Annotated in this window: 19 protein-coding genes; 15 read left to right on the top strand and 4 right to left on the bottom strand. The window is 36.2% G+C overall.

What is annotated here, in order from left to right; all coding sequences use genetic code 11:
* Positions 1 to 28: 28 nt before the first annotated feature.
* Positions 29 to 178 (top strand): hypothetical protein, encoded by a 150-nt coding sequence (locus DPQ89_RS18455; RefSeq protein WP_164848276.1) that lies wholly within the window; start codon positions 29 to 31, stop codon positions 176 to 178.
* Positions 179 to 207: 29 nt separating this feature from the next.
* Here the strand turns inward: DPQ89_RS18455 and DPQ89_RS05645 are convergent, their stop codons facing one another.
* Positions 208 to 600, bottom strand: coding sequence for a nucleoside triphosphate pyrophosphohydrolase family protein (locus tag DPQ89_RS05645; RefSeq protein WP_127715943.1), 393 nt, complete (start codon positions 598 to 600; stop codon positions 208 to 210).
* Positions 601 to 969: 369 nt separating this feature from the next.
* Between DPQ89_RS05645 and DPQ89_RS05640 the strand changes: the two genes are divergently transcribed.
* Both DPQ89_RS05640 and DPQ89_RS05635 read left to right on the top strand, forming a co-directional pair.
* Entirely contained in the window at positions 970 to 1,737 is a 768-nt protein-coding gene (locus tag DPQ89_RS05640; protein WP_127715942.1) for a slipin family protein, read from the top strand.
* On the top strand, positions 1,727 to 2,266 hold the full coding sequence (locus tag DPQ89_RS05635) for a hypothetical protein (protein WP_127715941.1): 540 nt from the start codon (positions 1,727 to 1,729) through the stop codon (positions 2,264 to 2,266). Before DPQ89_RS05640 ends, DPQ89_RS05635 begins: the two co-directional genes overlap by 11 nt.
* A gap of 64 nt (positions 2,267 to 2,330) precedes the next feature.
* Here the strand turns inward: DPQ89_RS05635 and DPQ89_RS05630 are convergent, their stop codons facing one another.
* Positions 2,331 to 2,747: a hypothetical protein gene (locus DPQ89_RS05630; RefSeq protein WP_127715940.1), complete on the bottom strand. Its 417-nt coding sequence runs from the start codon at positions 2,745 to 2,747 to the stop codon at positions 2,331 to 2,333.
* 165 nt (positions 2,748 to 2,912) lie between these two features.
* Here DPQ89_RS05630 and DPQ89_RS05625 point away from each other — a divergent pair, with 165 nt between their 5' ends.
* From DPQ89_RS05625 to paaZ, 4 genes are all read left to right on the top strand, one after another.
* Positions 2,913 to 3,740, top strand: a complete 828-nt coding sequence (locus DPQ89_RS05625) for a TIGR02147 family protein (RefSeq protein ID WP_127715939.1) — start codon at positions 2,913 to 2,915, stop codon at positions 3,738 to 3,740.
* Positions 3,741 to 3,894: 154 nt separating this feature from the next.
* Positions 3,895 to 4,782: a ParB/RepB/Spo0J family partition protein gene (locus DPQ89_RS05620; RefSeq protein WP_164848275.1), complete on the top strand. Its 888-nt coding sequence runs from the start codon at positions 3,895 to 3,897 to the stop codon at positions 4,780 to 4,782.
* 35 nt (positions 4,783 to 4,817) lie between these two features.
* Complete coding sequence (locus tag DPQ89_RS05615) at positions 4,818 to 5,516, top strand: ABC transporter substrate-binding protein (protein WP_127715937.1); 699 nt, start codon at positions 4,818 to 4,820, stop codon at positions 5,514 to 5,516.
* Between the two features lie 71 nt (positions 5,517 to 5,587).
* Positions 5,588 to 7,627, top strand: a complete 2,040-nt coding sequence (paaZ, locus tag DPQ89_RS05610; RefSeq protein WP_127715936.1) for a phenylacetic acid degradation bifunctional protein PaaZ — start codon at positions 5,588 to 5,590, stop codon at positions 7,625 to 7,627.
* A 48-nt stretch (positions 7,628 to 7,675) separates the two neighbouring features.
* Here the strand turns inward: paaZ and DPQ89_RS05605 are convergent, their stop codons facing one another.
* A complete protein-coding gene (locus DPQ89_RS05605; RefSeq protein ID WP_127715935.1) occupies positions 7,676 to 8,887 on the bottom strand; it encodes a hypothetical protein in 1,212 nt (403 codons plus the stop codon).
* Positions 8,888 to 9,162: 275 nt separating this feature from the next.
* On the opposite strand from DPQ89_RS05605, the gene DPQ89_RS05600 reads away from it, so the two are divergent.
* From DPQ89_RS05600 to DPQ89_RS05565, 8 genes are read left to right on the top strand one after another with little or no spacing between them, the layout of a single operon-like run.
* Entirely contained in the window at positions 9,163 to 9,828 is a 666-nt protein-coding gene (locus tag DPQ89_RS05600) for a GbsR/MarR family transcriptional regulator (protein WP_127715934.1), read from the top strand.
* Complete coding sequence (locus DPQ89_RS05595) at positions 9,825 to 11,054, top strand: beta-ketoacyl synthase (RefSeq protein ID WP_127715933.1); 1,230 nt, start codon at positions 9,825 to 9,827, stop codon at positions 11,052 to 11,054. Before DPQ89_RS05600 ends, DPQ89_RS05595 begins: the two co-directional genes overlap by 4 nt.
* Positions 11,055 to 11,063: 9 nt before the next feature.
* Positions 11,064 to 11,318 (top strand): acyl carrier protein, encoded by a 255-nt coding sequence (locus tag DPQ89_RS05590; protein ID WP_127715932.1) that lies wholly within the window; start codon positions 11,064 to 11,066, stop codon positions 11,316 to 11,318.
* 46 nt (positions 11,319 to 11,364) lie between these two features.
* Positions 11,365 to 12,741 carry an NAD(P)/FAD-dependent oxidoreductase gene (locus DPQ89_RS05585; RefSeq protein WP_127715931.1) on the top strand — a complete coding sequence of 459 codons (1,377 nt, stop codon included), beginning with the start codon at positions 11,365 to 11,367 and terminating at the stop codon, positions 12,739 to 12,741.
* Positions 12,742 to 12,743: 2 nt separating this feature from the next.
* The gene (locus tag DPQ89_RS05580; protein WP_127715930.1) at positions 12,744 to 13,775 is read left to right on the top strand and encodes a 3-oxoacyl-ACP synthase III; all 1,032 of its coding nucleotides are present in this window, start codon (positions 12,744 to 12,746) and stop codon (positions 13,773 to 13,775) included.
* Entirely contained in the window at positions 13,772 to 14,644 is an 873-nt protein-coding gene (locus DPQ89_RS05575) for an alpha/beta fold hydrolase (RefSeq protein WP_241558794.1), read from the top strand. The genes DPQ89_RS05580 and DPQ89_RS05575 overlap by 4 nt, the downstream gene beginning before the upstream one ends.
* Positions 14,645 to 14,649: 5 nt before the next feature.
* Positions 14,650 to 16,278, top strand: coding sequence for a fatty acid CoA ligase family protein (locus DPQ89_RS05570; protein ID WP_127715928.1), 1,629 nt, complete (start codon positions 14,650 to 14,652; stop codon positions 16,276 to 16,278).
* Complete coding sequence (locus DPQ89_RS05565; RefSeq protein WP_127715927.1) at positions 16,275 to 17,258, top strand: NAD-dependent epimerase/dehydratase family protein; 984 nt, start codon at positions 16,275 to 16,277, stop codon at positions 17,256 to 17,258. Before DPQ89_RS05570 ends, DPQ89_RS05565 begins: the two co-directional genes overlap by 4 nt.
* Here the strand turns inward: DPQ89_RS05565 and DPQ89_RS05560 are convergent.
* Complete coding sequence (locus DPQ89_RS05560) at positions 17,255 to 19,378, bottom strand: hypothetical protein (RefSeq protein ID WP_127715926.1); 2,124 nt, start codon at positions 19,376 to 19,378, stop codon at positions 17,255 to 17,257. The genes DPQ89_RS05565 and DPQ89_RS05560 overlap by 4 nt on opposite strands.
* Positions 19,379 to 19,484: the final 106 nt, after the last annotated feature.

Here is a 19,484-nt window from a genome sequence, read left to right as displayed (position 1 = left end):
GTAACTAATAGAATTTTTTAGGATTATTATGTCGATTACAAACAAAACTCTTTCACAAATCTTTACTCTTGCTCTAGCAATTAACACCAATGGCGTCACGACACTTGAAGATATCTCGTGGCTTAGAAGAGAATTATTTGACTGGGCGAATGCAAAGTTAATTAAGATTGGTCTATAGAAGCGCTCCCCTAAAAGGAGCGCGTGAAATTAGTTCATTTTATGCTGATCAAGAATCTTTCTTTCAGTTTCTAAATCTCTATTTTCCGCTTTTTCTTCAGAAAACTTTTCTCCATACCTTGCTTTAAGTTTAGCAATATTCTTATCCATCACGTCTTCAAGATCTAAACCAAGTTCATCAGCAACAATAGCGATATACCAAAAGAGATCTCCAACTTCTTCAGCTAGGTTCACTCTATCAAGTTCTTTTCCATAAAAAATATGTTTCTTAAGAGCATCCAAAAACTCTCCCGACTCTGTCGAAAGTCCAATTCCTGCATGTAGTAATCTCTTTAATCCATCGTTACTCAATCTATCATTCATTGCATTAAAGTCAGTGGATTCTGTTTTAATTGCGTTTTTAACATATTCATTTGCGTTCATAGCTAGTCCTTTGTGTGTGTTCAATATATTGGTAACTGTCTTATGCACAGATCATTTAGTCAAAGAAAAATTAAGGTATATGTGGGAAGAATTTCCCTCCCAAGACGCTCAAAGTTAGGTGGGACGGTTTAGGTGGGCTCAGTAGATATTCGTTGCGGAGGGAATAATTTAGAACCTTTGATCGCCTTGCAAGATTATAATCACATAATAAGACCTCTGAGTTGTCATAAGATTGTCAACTCTTAGTCAAATGGCGTCCGTTATTTTGCAATGCTATATAAAGGCCGCAAACCAAATATTTAACCAATAATAATTTGCAGCTCAAGCAAAGTCCTCTACTATAAGTACGAACAAAAAAATGGAGAAATTATGAATTTTACCGCTTACTTGCCCTTTATAGTTATTTTAGTAATTCTACTATTTAATACAATTAAAGTTCTTAATGAATACGAAAGAGCTGTTGTTTTTAGACTTGGTAGATTTTCTGGAGTTAGAGGACCTGGACTAATCATCCTCATTCCTGGACTTGAAAAAATGAGAAGAGTTGATTTAAGAACAGTTACTATGGATATTCCATCTCAGGACATTATCTCAAAAGATAACGTAACATTAAAAGTTAACGGAGTAGTTTACTTTAGAGTAAGTGTTCCATCAAGATCAATTATAGCTGTTGAAGACTACCTTTCTGCAACGGCACAAATATCACAAACAACTCTGCGTTCTGTTATTGGACAATTTGAGCTTGATGAGATTCTCTCTAATAGAGACACAATTAATCAAAAGCTACAAACTATTCTTGATGATCAAACTGAGCCTTGGGGAATAAAGGTTTCTGCAGTTGAAGTAAAAGCAATTGATTTACCTATTGAAATGCAAAGAGCTATGGCAAAACAAGCTGAGGCCGAAAGAGATAAGAGAGCGAAGGTTATTTCAGCATCAGGTGAGCTTGAAGCCTCTATTAAATTATCTGAAGCGGCAGAGATTCTTGGAAAACAAAAGCACGCCATTATACTAAGATACTTAGATACAATGAAAGAAATCTCCACAGGAAGTGATAAGACTACAACATTCTTCCCACTTCCACTTGAATTTCTAACAAATGTAATGCCTGGGAAAAACCAGCAAAATGATCAATAAGAAGTTTCAACTTAAACCTTATAAAGAATCTGACCTGCAAGTTCACTTGCAGGCAGAGTTTTTGCTAAAAGATAAAATAATAGAGCTTCGTTTTGAACTAAGAGACCCCCATTGCAAAGTCAATTTAGAACAATTAAATGTAGCAAAGAGAGTTATTGGTCTTTGGGAAAAGACTTGTTTCGAATTCTTTATCTTAAATACAAAATCTAAAGACTATTACGAGTTCAACTTTAGTCCAAGTAGCGACTGGAACTGTTTCTATTTTTCAAAAAAGGGAGACCCCTTAAATGAATATACTCAGATTGAGTCTATTGAAACAGAAGCTCTTAAGACAAATGAGTCATATCAACTTACTGTAAAGTTGCATGCAGATAGTTTTCACAATGAATTTCTTAAACCAGAATTTATGAAGATTGCTTTAACCAGCGTACTGAAGAGCAATGAAGAACTTAGCTACTGGGCCATTTCACATCAAGACCTGCGCCCTAACTTTCACCACTTTGACTCTTTTGTAAAACTAAAACCCTAAAACGCAAAAGCCAGGTAACAAAAATTAATTTGTTACCTGGCACCCACACACTACACATCTTTTGCTAATGGCATAGGCCAGAAGCAGAAGAGATATCAATTCTCATTAAATCTTTAAAATTTGGATTGGAGCTTTTCTCAATTAATACATCAACTGTGTAGAAAGCTTCTTCTTCAGTCTCTGCATCAAAGTTTCTAAACTCAAATGAGACAAGAATTCTTGTGTCAAATGATGTCTTAGAGTTCTCTGGAATCTCAATAATTGATGTCATAGCATCAGTCATTAGAATATCCATTTGAGTGTTGATTGATTCAACGTCACCACCAAAGCATCTATTTACAATAGTCTTACTTAGTAGCTTCTCCATTTTAAGATCAAAATTACCAGCGAGGTCTGTATTCAAATATCTATAGACAACTTGCGTATCAGCAAATGCGCTAATAACAATCATCGATATAATAAGTGATAAAACTTTCTTCATTTTTGTCTCCAAATTTATGAATGATTTCTATTATTAAAGTAATGGAATAACAACGGTTCAAAAGCAAACTAGTCAAGTTTCCCTACGCACTTTTTGTGAATACTTCGCAAAATATGTGAAAAATACTTAAGCATAAAATATATTTACCGATAAGCTTATGTAATTATGGAAGAACAAAAGAAACTAAATATTTTCGACTACAGTGATTATCGTGAATTTCTACGTGATTTTTTTGAAATGAAAAAGCGTGTAAATCCTTCATGGTCATATGGACTGTGGTCTTCTAAATTGGGTCTAAACTCCATATCGTCAATAACCATGGTTATTAACGGCCAAAGACACGCTGGAAAGAAAATTCAAAAATCACTTATCGACTTTTTTAAGTTCGATGCAAAAGAAAGTTATTACTTTGAAGAGCTCGTAAAAATAGCCAAAAGTACCAAGAGTGATCCCAATTTAACGATCCTGATGCTAGAGCAAAATGATGAACTCAAACAATTAAGAGAAAAGAATACTCCAAGTATAGATCTCTTTTTTAATTGGAAGGCCCATTGTGTAAAAGAGCTAACACAACTAAAAGATTTCTTTCCAACCGGAGCATGGATTGAAAATAAAACTGGTGGACTCATTAAAAAAGAGGAGGCATCTGAATTACTTGAAGCTCTACTTGAAAAGAAATTTCTTATTAAAGAATTTAGAGATGGCAAAGAAGTTATCGTTGCAGCAAGCTCCATCCTACCTACTAAAGAAGTAACACTTAGTGGTGCCCATGCCTATCATAAAGGATTAATGGAAAACTCCTTTGAGGCCATTAAAACTGATAAGGATAAAAGATCACTACACGCTACAACTCTATCACTAACGAAAGAAAATATTCCTAAAGCAAAAGAGTTAATTAGAGAGTTTCAAATCCAATTCTCCGAAGATATTGAATCTTCTCCCGGTGATGAAGTCTATCAGTTAAATATCCAATTCTTTCCTCTTACAAAATAATATCAATTGTATTATTCAACAATTTTCATACTAAAATTAGATAGTTAGCATTTTTTCTGTAGATTATCTGGCCAGTTTCTGACAACTCTGCTCAAATATTCGCCTACACACATTCACAACCTTTACATTGGAGATAATCGTGGAAATGATGCCTATGAGCGATATCAAAGTTAATAATAAATATCTTAGATTCAACACTGACGTAGATACTCTTGTTGAGAGTATTGAAAATATCGGTCTCATTAATCCACTTATTATAAATAGCAAAGATCAGTTGATTGCTGGCGGAAGAAGATATTCTGCTCTAAAGAAACTAGGTCGCGAAGAAGCTCCAGTAATTAAAGTCGATGAAGGAGATCTAAAAGAAGAGCTGATTTCTATCGATGAAAACTTAGTAAGAAAGAATCTCACTGATCTTGAGTTTGAAAACTGCTTAAGACGTGGAAAGGAAATTTTTGAAAAGCTTAACCCTGATGCATTTGAAGATATCAAACTAGAAGACTTAAAAAGACCTTCTAAGAAAAAGGTTGAAGAAGCTAATGTAGATATTGAAGCTCCAGCTGAAGAAGCAGTAAGAACATTTGTTAAAGACACTTCAGACAAGACTGGCTTAAGTGAAAGAGCGATAAAAGCAGCAATTCTAAGAGACCGCGAGTCGGCCCATGGAGTAAAAACAGCTAGACTTAATGGTGAGCTCGGAGCTACTGGTGCAAATGAATTGATAAAGCTTCCGCAAGATGTACAGGAAGAGATTCTTCCATATATCAAAGAAAAAGCATCCAATGTAGTTAGAGAAATTGTAAAAGAAGTTCAAACTCATGGTGCCAATGAAGCAATTGAAAAGATTTTAGCTAAAGATCCTCTTATGGCAGATTTTAAGGCCATTAAGAATACCTCAAAGAGACTTAATAGAAGCTTAATAAAAGTTCTTTCTGAACAGAGATTTGCTAAAGGCACTGAAAAAGACGATGCTATAAATGAGTTAATTATCTTAAAAAATAGTATCAACGAAATTCTACAAGCATACGAATCAGAATCTTAATACTTTTTTAACAATTGGCCGTTAGATTTATGCATATGAATTTAACTGGCCTCACTATTATAATTTTCACTTTATTCATGTCCCCTAGTGTTTGGGCCCAGAGTTCACTTCAGCTAAAAGTTGAACACTACCCTCCTTTGTTAGATATGAACTCTCCTAAGCAGGGTCTGGTTTATGAATTGGCCGAACAGGCCTTTGCAACTCAAAGAATTGAAACAGAAATCATCTACACTTCAAAAGAGGATATACTGAGATCAGTCGATGATTTAAGATGTGCGACCTTTTCCTATGAAAGAGATAAAGATAACTCCAAAGACTGGTACTATTCAAGGGCCATCGTTCTACGTCCCTATATCTATTTAAAACATATAGATTCAGATATTGAACTTCATGACAGAAGTGATCTAAGAAAATACTCCCTTAAGTTTACACAAAAAGAGCCTCTTTACGATATCACGAGTATGGAGGAGTTATTAGATCACAAACTCGACCTCTTTTCTGTTCCACTTTATAGTGCCGTACATTATTTAAAGAATAATTTCACAAAATCAGATGCCAAAAACCTAGAGTTTCTCTTCAGCCCAAGTATTAGAAGTGAGAATATCTATCTCGCATGTCATAAATCCCATCCAAGCTGCTTTAACCTCATAAGAAAGTTCAACAAAGGACTTGAAACCATTGAACAAAATGGTCATAGACAAAGAATTGTGAAGAAGTATCTTAGTTGGCAATAAATGACGCAATATCTCTGGAAACTCTGCCATTAAGTAACTAGAATCATCCTAGAAAAAACTAAGGATGATTAATGAAATTACAAAACTATGCAATGGATAAGTGGGTAGATGGATCTGGTGATGGTGCCCAACTTTTAGATGCTTCAACAAGTGAATCTATATATACAGCGAGTTCTAAGGGACTTGATTTTGGACAGATGCTCGACTTTGCGAGAGTGAGTGGAAATAAAAATCTAAGAAATATGACCTTCCATGAAAGAGCAAGGGCCTTAAAAGCGCTTGCAATGCACTTAATGGAAAAGAAGGAAAAATTCTACGAAGTCTCTTATCAAACAGGGGCCACTAAAGTTGATAGTTGGATTGATATTGAAGGTGGTATTGGAAATCTCTTTGTCTACTCCTCTAAAGGTAGAAGGGAACTTCCAAATGAGAAGTTTCTAGTAGATGGAAATCCTGAGATGCTTAGTAAGGGTGGTACTTTCTTAGGTCACCACATTTGGACACCAAAGCGTGGATGTGCTGTTCATATCAATGCATTTAATTTTCCTGTATGGGGAATGCTTGAGAAGATTGCAGTAAATATTCTGGCCGGGGTTCCTGCGATTGTTAAACCGGCAACAGCGACAAGTTATTTAACGGAAGTAGTCTTTAGAGAAATTATTCAAAGTGGTCTACTACCAGCGGGCTCTTTACAACTCATTTGTGGAAGTGCAAATGGAATTTTAGACCATGTGACAAGCCAAGATATTGTAACATTCACAGGTTCTGCCTCGACGGGGAAAATGCTTAAGTCTCATGAGAATATTTTAAATCGAAATGTTCCATTTAATATGGAAGCAGATTCACTAAATGCGACAATACTAGGCCCTGATGCAACTCCAGATACTGAAGAGTTTCAACTATTCATCAAAGAAACGGCCAAAGAGATTACCATAAAATCTGGACAGAAATGTACGGCCGTTAGACGTATTATAGTTCCAGAATCCCTTGTAGATGATGTTCAAAAAGCATTAGCAAAGAGACTAGAAAGCGTCGCTATTGGTGACCCTAGAAATAAAGATGTTCGCATGGGACCACTTGCTTCTATTGCTCAAAAAGAAGAAGTACTTTCTAAAATTCAAGAACTAAGAAAAACTTGTGAGCTAATAACTGGAGGAGATATTCCTAAAGCACTTATTCAAGGTGATCCTCAAAAAGGGTGTTTTGTTGCTCCTACTCTATTGTACTGTGACAAACCTTTTGAGAATTTAGACGTTCATAATATTGAGGCCTTTGGTCCAGTCAGTACAATCATTCCTTATAAAACCGCTGAACAGGCCGCTGAACTTAGCCACTTAGGCCAAGGTTCATTAGTAAGTTCAATCGTCACTAATGATAATGATTTTGCCAAAGAGATGGTCTTAGAGACAGCTTCAAGTCACGGTCGAATACTTGTGCTCAATAGAGATTGCGCTAAAGAATCAACTGGTCATGGCTCGCCAATGCCTCAGCTTGTTCACGGTGGTCCAGGTAGAGCTGGCGGTGGTGAAGAAATGGGCGGAATTCGTGGCGTTCATCACTATATGCAAAGAACTGCAATTCAAGGACACCCTACAACTTTGACATCGATAACAAATGTTTTTCAACCTGGAAGTGAATTAAGAGAGTCTGATATTCATCCATTTAGAAAACACTTTGAAGAGATTCAAATCGGAGATACTCTTACAACTCATAAGAGAACAGTCACCGAAACAGATATAGTAAATTTCGCAAATGTGAGTTGGGACCATTTCTACGCCCACACAGATGACACTTCATTAGAGGGTACGATTTTTGAAAGAAGATGTGCTCATGGCTACTTTGTGATCTCTGCAGCGGCTGGACTCTTTGTCGATCCAGGAAAAGGGCCAGTTCTTGCCAACTATGGACTAGATGAGCTTAGATTCATAAAACCAGTCTATGTAGGCTCTACTATTAGAGTAGAACTTACTTGTAAGCAAAAGATTGATCAGGAAGCTCGCGAAGGAGAAGACCCTCGTGGAGTTGTTAAGTGGCAAGTCAATGTTATTGATGAAACTAATGAGACAGTAGCTCTTGCAACTATTCTTACTTTAGTAGCTAAGCTTAAATAATGAATTGCCTTAAGTTCACATCAAGTGATCTTAAGGCATTTTATCTTATTAAAAAGTTAGTTCTAGACCAAAGTCGATTCTATCTTCTTCAAATTGGTACCCATTAGTCTCGTACTCTATCTCTTTTTTTCCAAGTTTCAATTTAAGCTGACTATTTTTATGCAAGAACTTGAACGGTTGATTTCTTTGATAAGTTGCTCCAAAAAACTCTTCTGTAATCGTCGTGTTAGAACCTAGAGTCCATTTTTCATACTCATATGTCATTTTGTAATTTTCTTCAAAAGAGATATTAAAATCAAATTTAGCTCCAAGAGACATACCTCTTCTTTCTTGATCAATAGAATCAAATTTTAATGACTCTACAGCAGCTCCAACACCTACGTTAAAGTCCATTTGAATTTGATCATTAATATTATAGATAAGTCCATAGCTAGCTTGCCAAGACGCCGCTTTCATTCTGACGATATCATGAAATTTATTCTGATCATAACTCAAGTACTCTTGTGAGGTTTTAATCTGCCAACGTAAATCCTGATCACCTGCTAGATAAATGGCAACATTATCAATAATTAAGTTAAACTCTTTTTTTAGAAGATCAAATTCAACTACTGGAACACTTTCAATATCACTATTCTTATTTGCTAGAGGAACAATCACATTGGTATTAAACCACCGATAAATCTTTTGCGACTCCAGTCCATAACCTTTAGCATTTTGCTCTTCATTCAAACTATATTTAAAGGCAACAACATTATAGTCTTTACCATTTACGCTAATCTTTCCAGGCGAGACAGTGAAGTCATTCATTACATTATAATTACCGCCAGCATAGGCCTCTAAATCGGCCCAATCCTCAATAAAACTTCCTCCATGTCCTTCTGCCAAATAAGACAGACCTACAGTAGGTAAGTATAAAGGACCTAAGGTTGCACTAGCTACAGAGTGACCCCCCTCATGTTTATGAGCATAGCCTCCCACTTGGAAAAGACCTAAAGAATAAGCTCCACTAAAAAAAGGCGGTGAATTCTCGATTCCCATTTGAATAACTTCTGTTTCTTCATCATTATGAACTTGAAACTCTGGCCCATCATCAAAAATCATATACCAAACGATATGAGAAGCACCTAGTACAGTCTGTACTGCACCGACAGTTGCATTATCAAATAAGTGCACAATCTTCTTAGCGGTATTACCTTTATTACTTTTTGCAAATGAACTAAATGGCATGAGTGCCACCAGCATAATAATTAAATAATTCATAGAGTCTCCAAAAATAGTGAATGGAGATATAAAAGCAAAAATCAGACCATTTGCTTTACATGATTTCAGTAACTTATTTAATTAAAAATCGTCTAGGTTTATACACCACTGTCAAAAAATCAATCAAAAGTACATTAATTAGAAATATCGAGCTTTGATAATTTGTAGACCTTATTCAAAACAGATTGACTCTCTAAAGTCTAAGCATTAATCTCTATTCAAAATATTAAATATATTACATATTTGTAATATAAGTTAATTTTCAAGGACTTAAGATGACGCAGGATTATAAATCCCCTGTTGAAGAAGAGCTACTCAAAGAGCTACCAGCTTTTGAGATATTTCTGAATCAAATAGGTTTTAAAAGAGTTGAAGGATCAGTTTACGGTCTTCTCGTTCTCTCTCCAGTAGCGCTAACAAGTGTTGAAATCGAAAAGACTCTTAATCTGTCTCAGCCAGCAGTTTCAAATGCACTGAAAGTACTAACTCATTACGGTGCTGTTATTTCTAGAGATATTAAAAAAGACAATGTGGACAGACGACTAAAAGTTCATACAGTCAAAGAGGATAGCCTATCTATTGTATCTTCTGTTTTTAGAAAAAGAGAGCAAGAGATTATCTCTGAGTTCAAACTTGTTGCTAAGAAAATTGAGAGAATATCGGCCCAATCTGAAGTAAAAAGTGAAGTTAGAAAAAAGAGACTCAGCTCAATTATCACAACTTGTGAAATTGCTGAAAGTGTCATGAGTTTTGTTGTTGAGTTGACTCAAAGTAAACTTCCAAATGACTACCCTCAAATCGTTAAACAATTACCAAAAACTTTTCAACTGCTAACTAGTGGTGTTGGACCAATGACCAACCTGACCGAGCAAGTTAAGAAAGGTTTAACCAGCAAACTAATGGGAAGCTTAGAAAAGCTTTCAGGAGATATATCAAAATGAAACATAGAATCGTCATCACCGGTGTAGGACTAACAGCTCCAAACGGTAATAACCTCACTGAATATAGACAAGCCTTACTAGAAGGAAAGTCTGGAATTACCCATACAGAAATAAGACATATGGGTATTCAAGCTGCAGGTTTATGTGACTTTGATGAGTCTAAGTACCAAAGCCGTAAAACAAGAAAGCGTGGAACTCGTGTGGGTGCGATTTCAATTTACTGTGCTAATGAAGCAGTTGTAGATGCAGGCCTTGACTGGGACAACACTGATAAAGATCGTGTTGGTGTTTATCTTGGTATAACAGAGCATGGAAATGTCGAGACGGAAAATGAAATTCATGAATTATATCAAAATGATTTAAAGACTGAGTTTTGGTCTCATCATCATAATCCAAGAACAGTTGCAAATAACCCGGCCGGAGAAGTAACTTTAAACTTAAATATCACTGGTCCACACTACACAATTGGAGCGGCCTGTGCTGCCGGAAATATTGGACTTATTCAGGCGTGCCAGATGCTTCAACTAGAAGAAGTTGATGTTGCTCTTGCAGGTGGTGTTAGTGAGTCTCCACAAACTTTTGGTATCTTTGCAGCATTTGCTGCTCAAGGAGCACTAGGACAACACGAAGACCCAACAAAGGCAACAATGCCACTGGATAAAGATAGAAATGGAATTGTCATCTCTGAAGGTGGTGCAGTCTACACTCTTGAAAGATTAGATGATGCTCTAAAAAGAAACGCAAAAATCTACGCAGAAGTTGTTGGCTATCACACCAATAGTGACGCTACAGACTTTGTTCTACCAAATACTGAGAGACAGATTCAATGTATGAATAAGGCCATCGAAAGAGCAGGTCTTAAGGCAGAGAATATTGACATAGTAAATCTTCACGCCACTGGAACAGTTATGGGTGATATTCAAGAATGTGAAGCTGTAAGTCAGGTTTTTGGTTACAGCGAGAACACTTATATTAATTGTACAAAAGGTTTTATCGGTCACTCAATGGGAGCAGCAGGTGCCTTAGAGCTTGCAGGAAATCTTCCAAGCTTCAGTGACAATATGATTCACCCTTGCAAGAAAATTGAAAATATTGACCCAAAGTGTGATCTTAAGAACCTAGTTAACGGTGAGAAGATTGATAAAGAAGTTAATTACATTCTAAATAATTCATTTGGAATGCTAGGAATAAATTCAAGCTTAATTTTAAAGAAATATACCCATTAGGAGGCAGAAATGGAAAAAGAACAAGTAAGAGCGCACGTATTAGATATTATCGCAGATGTAGCATTAGATGATGATGTAACAACAATTGATGATGGAGTTGCTCTTAGAGACCAACTTGACTTAGACTCAATGGACTTCTTAGATATCGTAATGGAGCTTAAGAAGAGACATAAAATCGAAGTTCCTCAAGAAGACTACCCTCAACTAGCTAGTATGAATAGCTGTGTTGAGTACTTAACACCTAAGTTTGTAGCACAAATGTAATATGACTTGCCCACTCAAAATGAGTGGGCATTTTTTTAAGGTATAGATGAAATACGACGCAATTATTATCGGCGCAGGAATGAGTGGAATGGCAGCGGCCATTCGCCTGGCTATGTTTGACAAGAAAGTACTTCTACTTGAGAAACATATTATTAGTGGTGGACTCAACTCATACTACACGAGAGCGAAGAAGGATTTTGATGTAGGTCTTCACGCACTTACAAATTACATGGAAAAAGGTGAGAAGAAAAAACCCCTTTCCAAACTCCTCAAACAACTTCGCATACCCTATGATGAGTTACAACTATCTCCACAACGACACTCAAAAATACTCTTTCCAGATAAAGAGTTAAAATTTACAAATGACTTAAATGATTTTGTAGATGAAATCGCAAGTAAATTCCCTAATCAAGTAGATGGTTTCCTTGCTCTTGTAAATTACATTAATAACTTTAACGAGACGGCACTTAATAATGAACAAGTGATGGCCAAAGATCTTGTCAGAAAATATATAACTAATGAGCAATTACTAGAGATGATTTTTTGCCCATTACTGATCTACGGTTCGGCCTGGGAAAATGATATGGACTTTTCCCAGTTTGCGATTATGTTTAAGAGTATATATATAGAAGGTTTTTCAAGGCCAAAAGGTGGCGTAAGAACAATTATTAACCTTCTCCTAGATAAACTTGACTCCCTAGGTGCTGAAGTTCGTTTTAGATCCGAGGTAAAAAGTATAGAAACAAAGAACGGTGTCGTCTGTGGAGTCCACTTAAAGAATGGACAATATCTAGAAACTGATAAAGTCATCTCCTCAATGGGATATCCAGAAACTCTGAGTGTGGTAAACACACAACAAGAACTTCCAAGCCCAGCTGTAGGGAAGATGACCTTTACTGAATCTATTTTACTTTTAGATAAGAAACCTATTGATTTTGGTTTAGATAGTACTATTATTTTCTATAATGATAGACCAAAGTATCTCTATAGAAATCCAACAGAGTTCTTTGACCCTGCTTCAGCAGTTATATGTCTTCCGAATAACTTTACCCATGATGATTTTGATGATGGTTGGATAAGAATTACGAATATGGCAAACTTTGATATTTGGAATAACTATGAGCGCGGCGAATATAAAGCAAAGAAAGAAGATGTCTATAAAAATGCGCTAAAGATTACCAAGAAGATAATGCCAAATTGGAACGAAGAGGTCGCTTTTAAAGATATCTTCTCCCCTACTACTATAAAGAAATACACATCACACTTTGGTGGAACAGTTTATGGTTCTACACAAAAATCACGTGATGGCTCAACTCCTATAAATGGCCTCTACCTCTGTGGAACAGATCAAGGTTTTCTGGGAATCGTAGGCTCGATGCTTTCAGGAATCTCAATGGCAAATCTCTACGGATTAATGGAATAAAAATGAAATACAAAAATGTTCGATTACATAGTTATGATTATATTTTACCTGAAACTTTTCTCTCCTCAGAACAAATCGAAGTAGAGTTAAATGAATTATATGAGAGGATCAAGCTTCCACACGGAAGACTTGAGCTTATGACAGGAATTAAAACACGAGGTCTGTGGCCAAACGGAACAAGACCTAGTGATCTTTCAAGCGCTGTCGCAAAGAAAGTCATTGCAAAGAGTGAAATTACAAAAGAAGATATTGGCCTACTCATCCACGCAAGTGTTTGTCGCGATTTTCTAGAACCATCCACAGCTAGCGTTGTTCATGCCAACTTGGAATTAAGTGAAGATGCCATGATTTATGACCTTTCTAATGCATGTCTAGGTGTTGTAAACGCAATGGTTACTGCCGCCAATATGATTGAACTAGGCCAGATAAAAGCTGCACTAATCGTTAGTGGTGAAAATGGTGGTCCCCTTTTAACTCAAACACTTGAACATCTAAAAAGTGATGAAACGATTACTAGAAAATCAATCAAGAAATATATAGCTAATCTAACAATAGGCTCTGCCTCTGTTGCATATCTTCTCACACACAAAGATTTAAGTCCCAATGGTCATAAATTACTCGGTGGAGCTGTATGTACAGACTCAAGTGCAAATACACTTTGCCAAGGTGATGGAGATACAACTTCACTTATGATGGAGACAGATTCAGAAGAGTTGTTAAAGCATGGACTCATTCTGGCCAAGAAGAACTGGAATAAGACTAAGGATTCGCTTGGATGGACAAATGCCGATGTAGATTGGGTTATCGGACACCAAGTTGGGACTGCACATGAAAAGCTAACAATGGAAGCTATGGAGCTTTCTGATCATAGAACATACACAACATATGAAACTTTAGGTAACACAGGCTCAGCAGCACTTCCAGTGACTCTTGCCAAGCTTAGTGAGACCGATCAAATAGAAACAGGACAAAAAGTTGCTCTACTTGGAATAGGTAGTGGACTAACTTCAATAATGCTAGGAGTTGAGTGGTGAGTTTAAAAATACCGAGTAGTTTAAAGTATGAGTACCCTTTTTCTCCTAAGCAAATAGAGCTTGGTAGCGGCCACAAACTTAACTACGTTGATGAAGGACAAGGGCCTGTCGTTGTGATGGTTCATGGAAATCCAACATGGTCTTTCTATTATAGAAATGTCATTAAAAAGTTACGTACAGACTTTAGAGTTATCGTTCCAGATCATATTGGTTGTGGTCTGTCAGATAAACCCCAAGACTATGATTACACTCTAGATAATCATATTAAAAATTTGAGTGAACTACTAGATCACTTACAGATTAAAGACTTTAGTCTTATTGTTCACGACTGGGGAGGTGCAATTGGAATGGGTCTCGCAACAAGAAACCCAAGCAGAGTCAATAAGGCAGTTATCTTAAACACAGCGGCCTTTACAGACACATTTATTCCTAAGACCATTAATCTATGCAAGAACTCTCTATTTGGTGAGTGGATGGTTAGAAAATTCAATGCATTTGCTTGGCCTGCAACTTTTATGGCAGTTGAAAAGCCTCTGGCCAAAGAAATAAAAGAAGGCTACCTACTTCCATATAATAACTATGCCAACCGTATTGCAACGGCCAGGTTCGTAAAAGATATACCAATGAAAGAGAATCATCCAACATGGCAGGTTCTAAAAGATATTGAAGACAATTTAGATAAAGTGAATTGTCCAAAATTACTTCTATGGGGTGAAAAAGATTTTTGCTTCAATATGCATTTCTATAAGAGATGGAAAGAAATTTATCCAACAGCAAAGAGTAAGACCTATCCCAAAGCAGGTCATTACATTCTTGAAGATGCAAAGAATGATGTAAATGCAGAGATCTCTTCATTTCTTAGAGGATAGACTTAATGAATATTGCAGATATTTTAATTGAACAAGCAAATAGAAATCCGAATAAGATTGCTATTAAAGCACCAATTAAACAACTAAAAGACAATTCATATATCTATGAGTCTCTAACTTTTAGTGAACTCATTGCAAAGGCACAGTCAATTGCTAATGGCCTATTAGAGATGGGGTTAAAAAAAGGTGACAAGACACTCGTTTTTGTCAGACCAGGACTTGATTTCCCTGCTATTACATTTGCTCTATTCGCAACTGGTATTGTACCTGTGTTTATAGATCCGGGGATGGGACGAAAGAACCTTTTAAAATGTATTGAACAAGTTAAACCCGTTGGCCTGATCGCTGTTCCAGAAGTACACATATTACGATTGGTATTTAGAAAGAAGTTTAAATCTGTTAAACACTTTGTGACCACAGGAAAATTAAGATGGTCTTCAATGAAAACACTTAGGGCCCTTACAACATATCCAGCAAAGAATTTTGAAACTCCAAAGAATGATGATGATCTAGCTGCAATTCTTTTTACTTCTGGTGGTACAGGCTCTCCAAAAGGTGTCGAATACACGCATAAGATTTTCACAACACAAACAAAAATGCTGCAGAAAATGTTCTCTCTCACAGAATCAGATATTGATATACCTGGTTTTCCACTATTTGCACTCTTTACTATGGCAATGGGGATGACAAGCTGTATTCCAGACATGAATCCCTCTAAACCTGCCAGTGCTGACCCAAAGAAATTAATTCATAATATTAATGATAATAGAGCAACTTTTGTCGCCGGATCACCTGCTATCTGGGAAAGGGTTGGAAAGTACTGTGAACAGAATAAGTTAACATTACCAAGTGTTAAGTACTTAGTAATGTTTGGTGCTCCTGTAAGTTTAAAAATCCACGAACAATTTTCTAAAATACTTACTAATGGTACAACTTATACGCCCTATGGAGCAACGGAGTCGCTTCCAGTTGCTTGCATCTCAGGTAAAGAAATTTTAGAAAAGTATGCCCAGAGAAATAAAGAAGGAAAGGGAACTTGTCTAGGTCCAGCTGTCGCCGGATGTGAAATAAAAATCATTAAAATTACCGACGCTCCTATTGAGTCTGTCGATCAAATGCATGAGCTACCTATAAATGAGATCGGAGAAATTATAGTCAAAGGAGATACAGTTACTAAGAGCTACTTCGACTTGGCCGACAAAACAAAAGAAGCAAAGATTTATGACACAGATTCTCTTTGGCATAGAATTGGAGACATAGGTTATCTGGATGAAGATAATAACCTATGGTTCTGTGGAAGAAAAACTCATAGAGTAGAAACTCAAAAAGAGCTCATCTCTTCAATTCAAGCAGAGGCCATTTTTAACAATCACGAAAAAGTAAAAAGAAGTGCGCTCGTTGGAATTGGCCCTTTTGGAGCTCAAAAGCCAGGCATCGTAATTGAACTTAACGATAGTAAAGTAGATAAGAATCAGCTTAAACAAGAGCTGAAGTCACTTGGTAAGAAGTATAGTCATACACAAGATATTGAAGATTTTTGGTTTCACCCTTCTTTTCCTGTCGATGTGAGACATAATATAAAGATTGATCGAGTTAAGTTATCTCAGATGGTCTCACAAGGTGAATTAAAATGAGCATTCTTGTTACAGGGGCCGGAGGATTCCTTGGAAAATATATAGCAAAACTGCTCATAGAGCAGGGACATCATGTTGTGAATTTTTCTAGAAACTCATATCCAGAACTTGAAGAACTTGGAGTTGAAAACCGTACAGGAGATCTGCAAGATCTAGCTTCAATTGACAATGCCTTAGAAGGGATTACTGGCATTTTTCATGTAGCAGGAAAGGTTGCCATGTGGGGAAAGTGGGAAGATTTCTACAATGTGAATACTGTCGGAACAATGAACTTAATCAAATGTGCTAAGAGAAGAGGTATTTCAAAATTTGTCTACACCTCTACTCCTAGTGTTGTTTTTGGAAAAGAAGAAATACACGGAGAAAATGAAACTCTTAACTATCCAAAAGAATACCTAAGTCTATATGCGAAATCCAAAATGATGGCCGAAAAATATGTACTTGAGAGCAATAGTGAGAATTTTTACACATGTGCGCTAAGGCCACATCTTATTTTTGGGCCAGGGGATCAAAATATTATTCCTCGCCTGCTAGATGCTGCTCAAAAGAACAAGCTCAAAATAGTTGGAGATGGAGAGAATCTAGTAGATATTATCTATGTAGAAAATGCGGCCAAAGCTCATGTCCAGGCATTCGACAAACTAGGAAGTGGATCGAAGGTATGTGGTCAGGCCTACTTTATAGCTCAGGAAAAACCAGTAAAGCTTTGGAGCTTTATTAATACTATTCTTGAAAAGAAAGCAATTGCTCCTGTAAAGAAGAAGATCTCTCTTAGAAAAGCATATTTTATCGGTTCCGTTATTGAATTTATCCTTAGAAGTTTTAGAATTTGGAATGTTCATCCGCCAATGAGTCGTTTCGTCGCCCTACAATTATCAAAGAGTCACTATTTTTCTCATGGTAAAGCGCTTGAGCACTTCGACTATAGTCCTGAAGTTTCTATTGAGCAGGCCATAGACAGAACGATAGCATCCCTCTAGTTTCGATCTACGCCAACTGAACTTGGTGAGCGTAGATTATTAGAGCTTCTATAATTGTCAACCACCCCAAGACCTGAAAAGTTCCCCTCATCAAAGTATGAGACAAATGGAATTGAATCTGTACGGTTGGCCTTAAAGTGTCCATAATGGAAGACATTTCTAGTGCCATAAAAGTTAAAAATATCGATCTTATTCTTATGCTCCAAATAAATAGTCTGTGCCAGATCTTTAAATCTCCATAGAGGTACAATTTTAAGATCTCTATTTAGCTCTCTTTTAGCGAGCTTCTCCATGCAGGCCCTTCTCATACGACTTCTTTTAAAGAATCGATACTTTCTAGAAATACGCTTACATTTTTGGTAACTACTAGCACTAAAGTCATCTAATTCCCATTCTTTATAGAATCTCTTAGAAGAGACTTTCATCTTTCTTAGACAGCTATTAAAGAGATTTCTAAACCAGCTAAACTTTGATTTAGATTTAGCTGAGCACATTTGACGATACAGTCCTTCTAGCTGTGAAGGAGAATGCTTTAAAAAGAAATCTATTCCATCGCGATTTACTTTGTAATCACTCTTAATACTAACTGGTCCAATTATATGGCCTTGTTCAAATAGAGTGATTGCCAGTGGATCAACACCTGAATACTTGTATAAAATGTCGAGAGCTGCTTTTTTATGCTTGGCCCTTCTTTTTCCATCTGTTTTATAGGTATAGAAATTATGCGTAAACGCCATTGAAATCTTCTCTTCTTCACTTGTATCAATATCTTCTTTTGAAGCGACTAAATCTTCTTGCGAACTATATTCGATGACAATTTTTTTGGAATCACTACTGTCTTTATTTACAACAGAATCTAACTTTAGAAATGACTTTACTAATATTGACATAAGTCTTGAAAAAACATTTTGCTTAAACTTTATTTTCTCGTAGTAATGTCTAAAGAACCTTTTAACTTTTCCATCTTTAGAGATTTCTATTTGCTGTGTCTTTGCTTCTTTTTGACCACCCCACAGAAGTACTGCATACTTTGAATTCTTCTGCTGCGTCTTTCTTAATTCATGGGATACAATATTTTTCTTAAGCGCCATTAAATCGGCCTTCTTCCCTTTTAGAATTCTTTCCACTTGTGAAGCGTAGTATGAATCCGATTTTAATTTTTCAAAATCACTTTCAAAAAATGATAAGTAAGTCTTCTTAGATTCTTCTAATTTATAGGTAAAATCATATTTTAGTAATGTTACCTGTAATAACTTTAGAAACTCTGCCCCGATACTAGCAGAGACACCAACACTGGCCGATTTTGTTTTTTCAAAGCTAATTCTAATCTTTTCTTCATCACTTGATCGTTCATCAGGATGAATTGCTTCGACATCTACTCTTGATAATTTCTCATAACTAGCAAGTACACCAATACTACCTGTGATAGGTCCATAAATTGGTGCTCCAGCAATGCCTCCGGCCTTAAAGGAGAGGTAATCTTCTTTTTGAATAAATTCATAATGTCCAAGGTTTAAATAATCCTTATTATGAAATTTCATAAAACCTAAAAACAATCTATCGAAGTGTAGTGTAAGACCCTCTGTATAAGAATTTGCAAAGTGTACCGTTCTATATAATCGCTTGAAAGAGACCCCTGCAAAAGCTGCATACTGTGCCTCAGTAAAGTCAATTGTCCCCTCTTCTTTCAAATTACTTAAGAGCTTAGAAGCATCAATTGAAATGGTAAATTCATCAGTGACAATCCACTTGTCGCTAAATAAGTCAGGAGCAACAGTTCTTCCAAGATTAATTGAAAAGTCCACGAAGCTCTTTGAATAACGAATCCCAACATTATTAAGCCCACCAAAAACAGAAACATCATTTCCATTAATAACAGCATTAGATTGTCTAAGTCCTATTTGATCATAGGTTTGCCCAAGTTCTGTAAGAATCTCGCGATACAGAGGATTATCATCTGCCAGATCAAGATCAGAGAAACCTTTATTTGAAATTGTATTTTGTCCATATAGACTTTCTAATTTTGCAGCATCCGTAATTTTGAAGTGTTTAAATTGTCCAATAGCGAAGACAGAAGAACTGAATAGAGAAAATAAAAGAATAAACTGCAAAAGTTTCATGTCGCTACCTATGGTTAAAGTATCCAAAAGAGAGACTGATTCATTTGATCAAACGTGCAGTTTATTATCAGCTAATTTAGAATACTAACATAAGCCTATCGGTGTT

The organism is Halobacteriovorax sp. HLS (assembly GCF_004006665.1).
Lineage (GTDB): Bacteria > Bdellovibrionota > Bacteriovoracia > Bacteriovoracales > Bacteriovoracaceae > Halobacteriovorax.
This window is presented reverse-complemented; position numbering and strand designations above follow the sequence as displayed.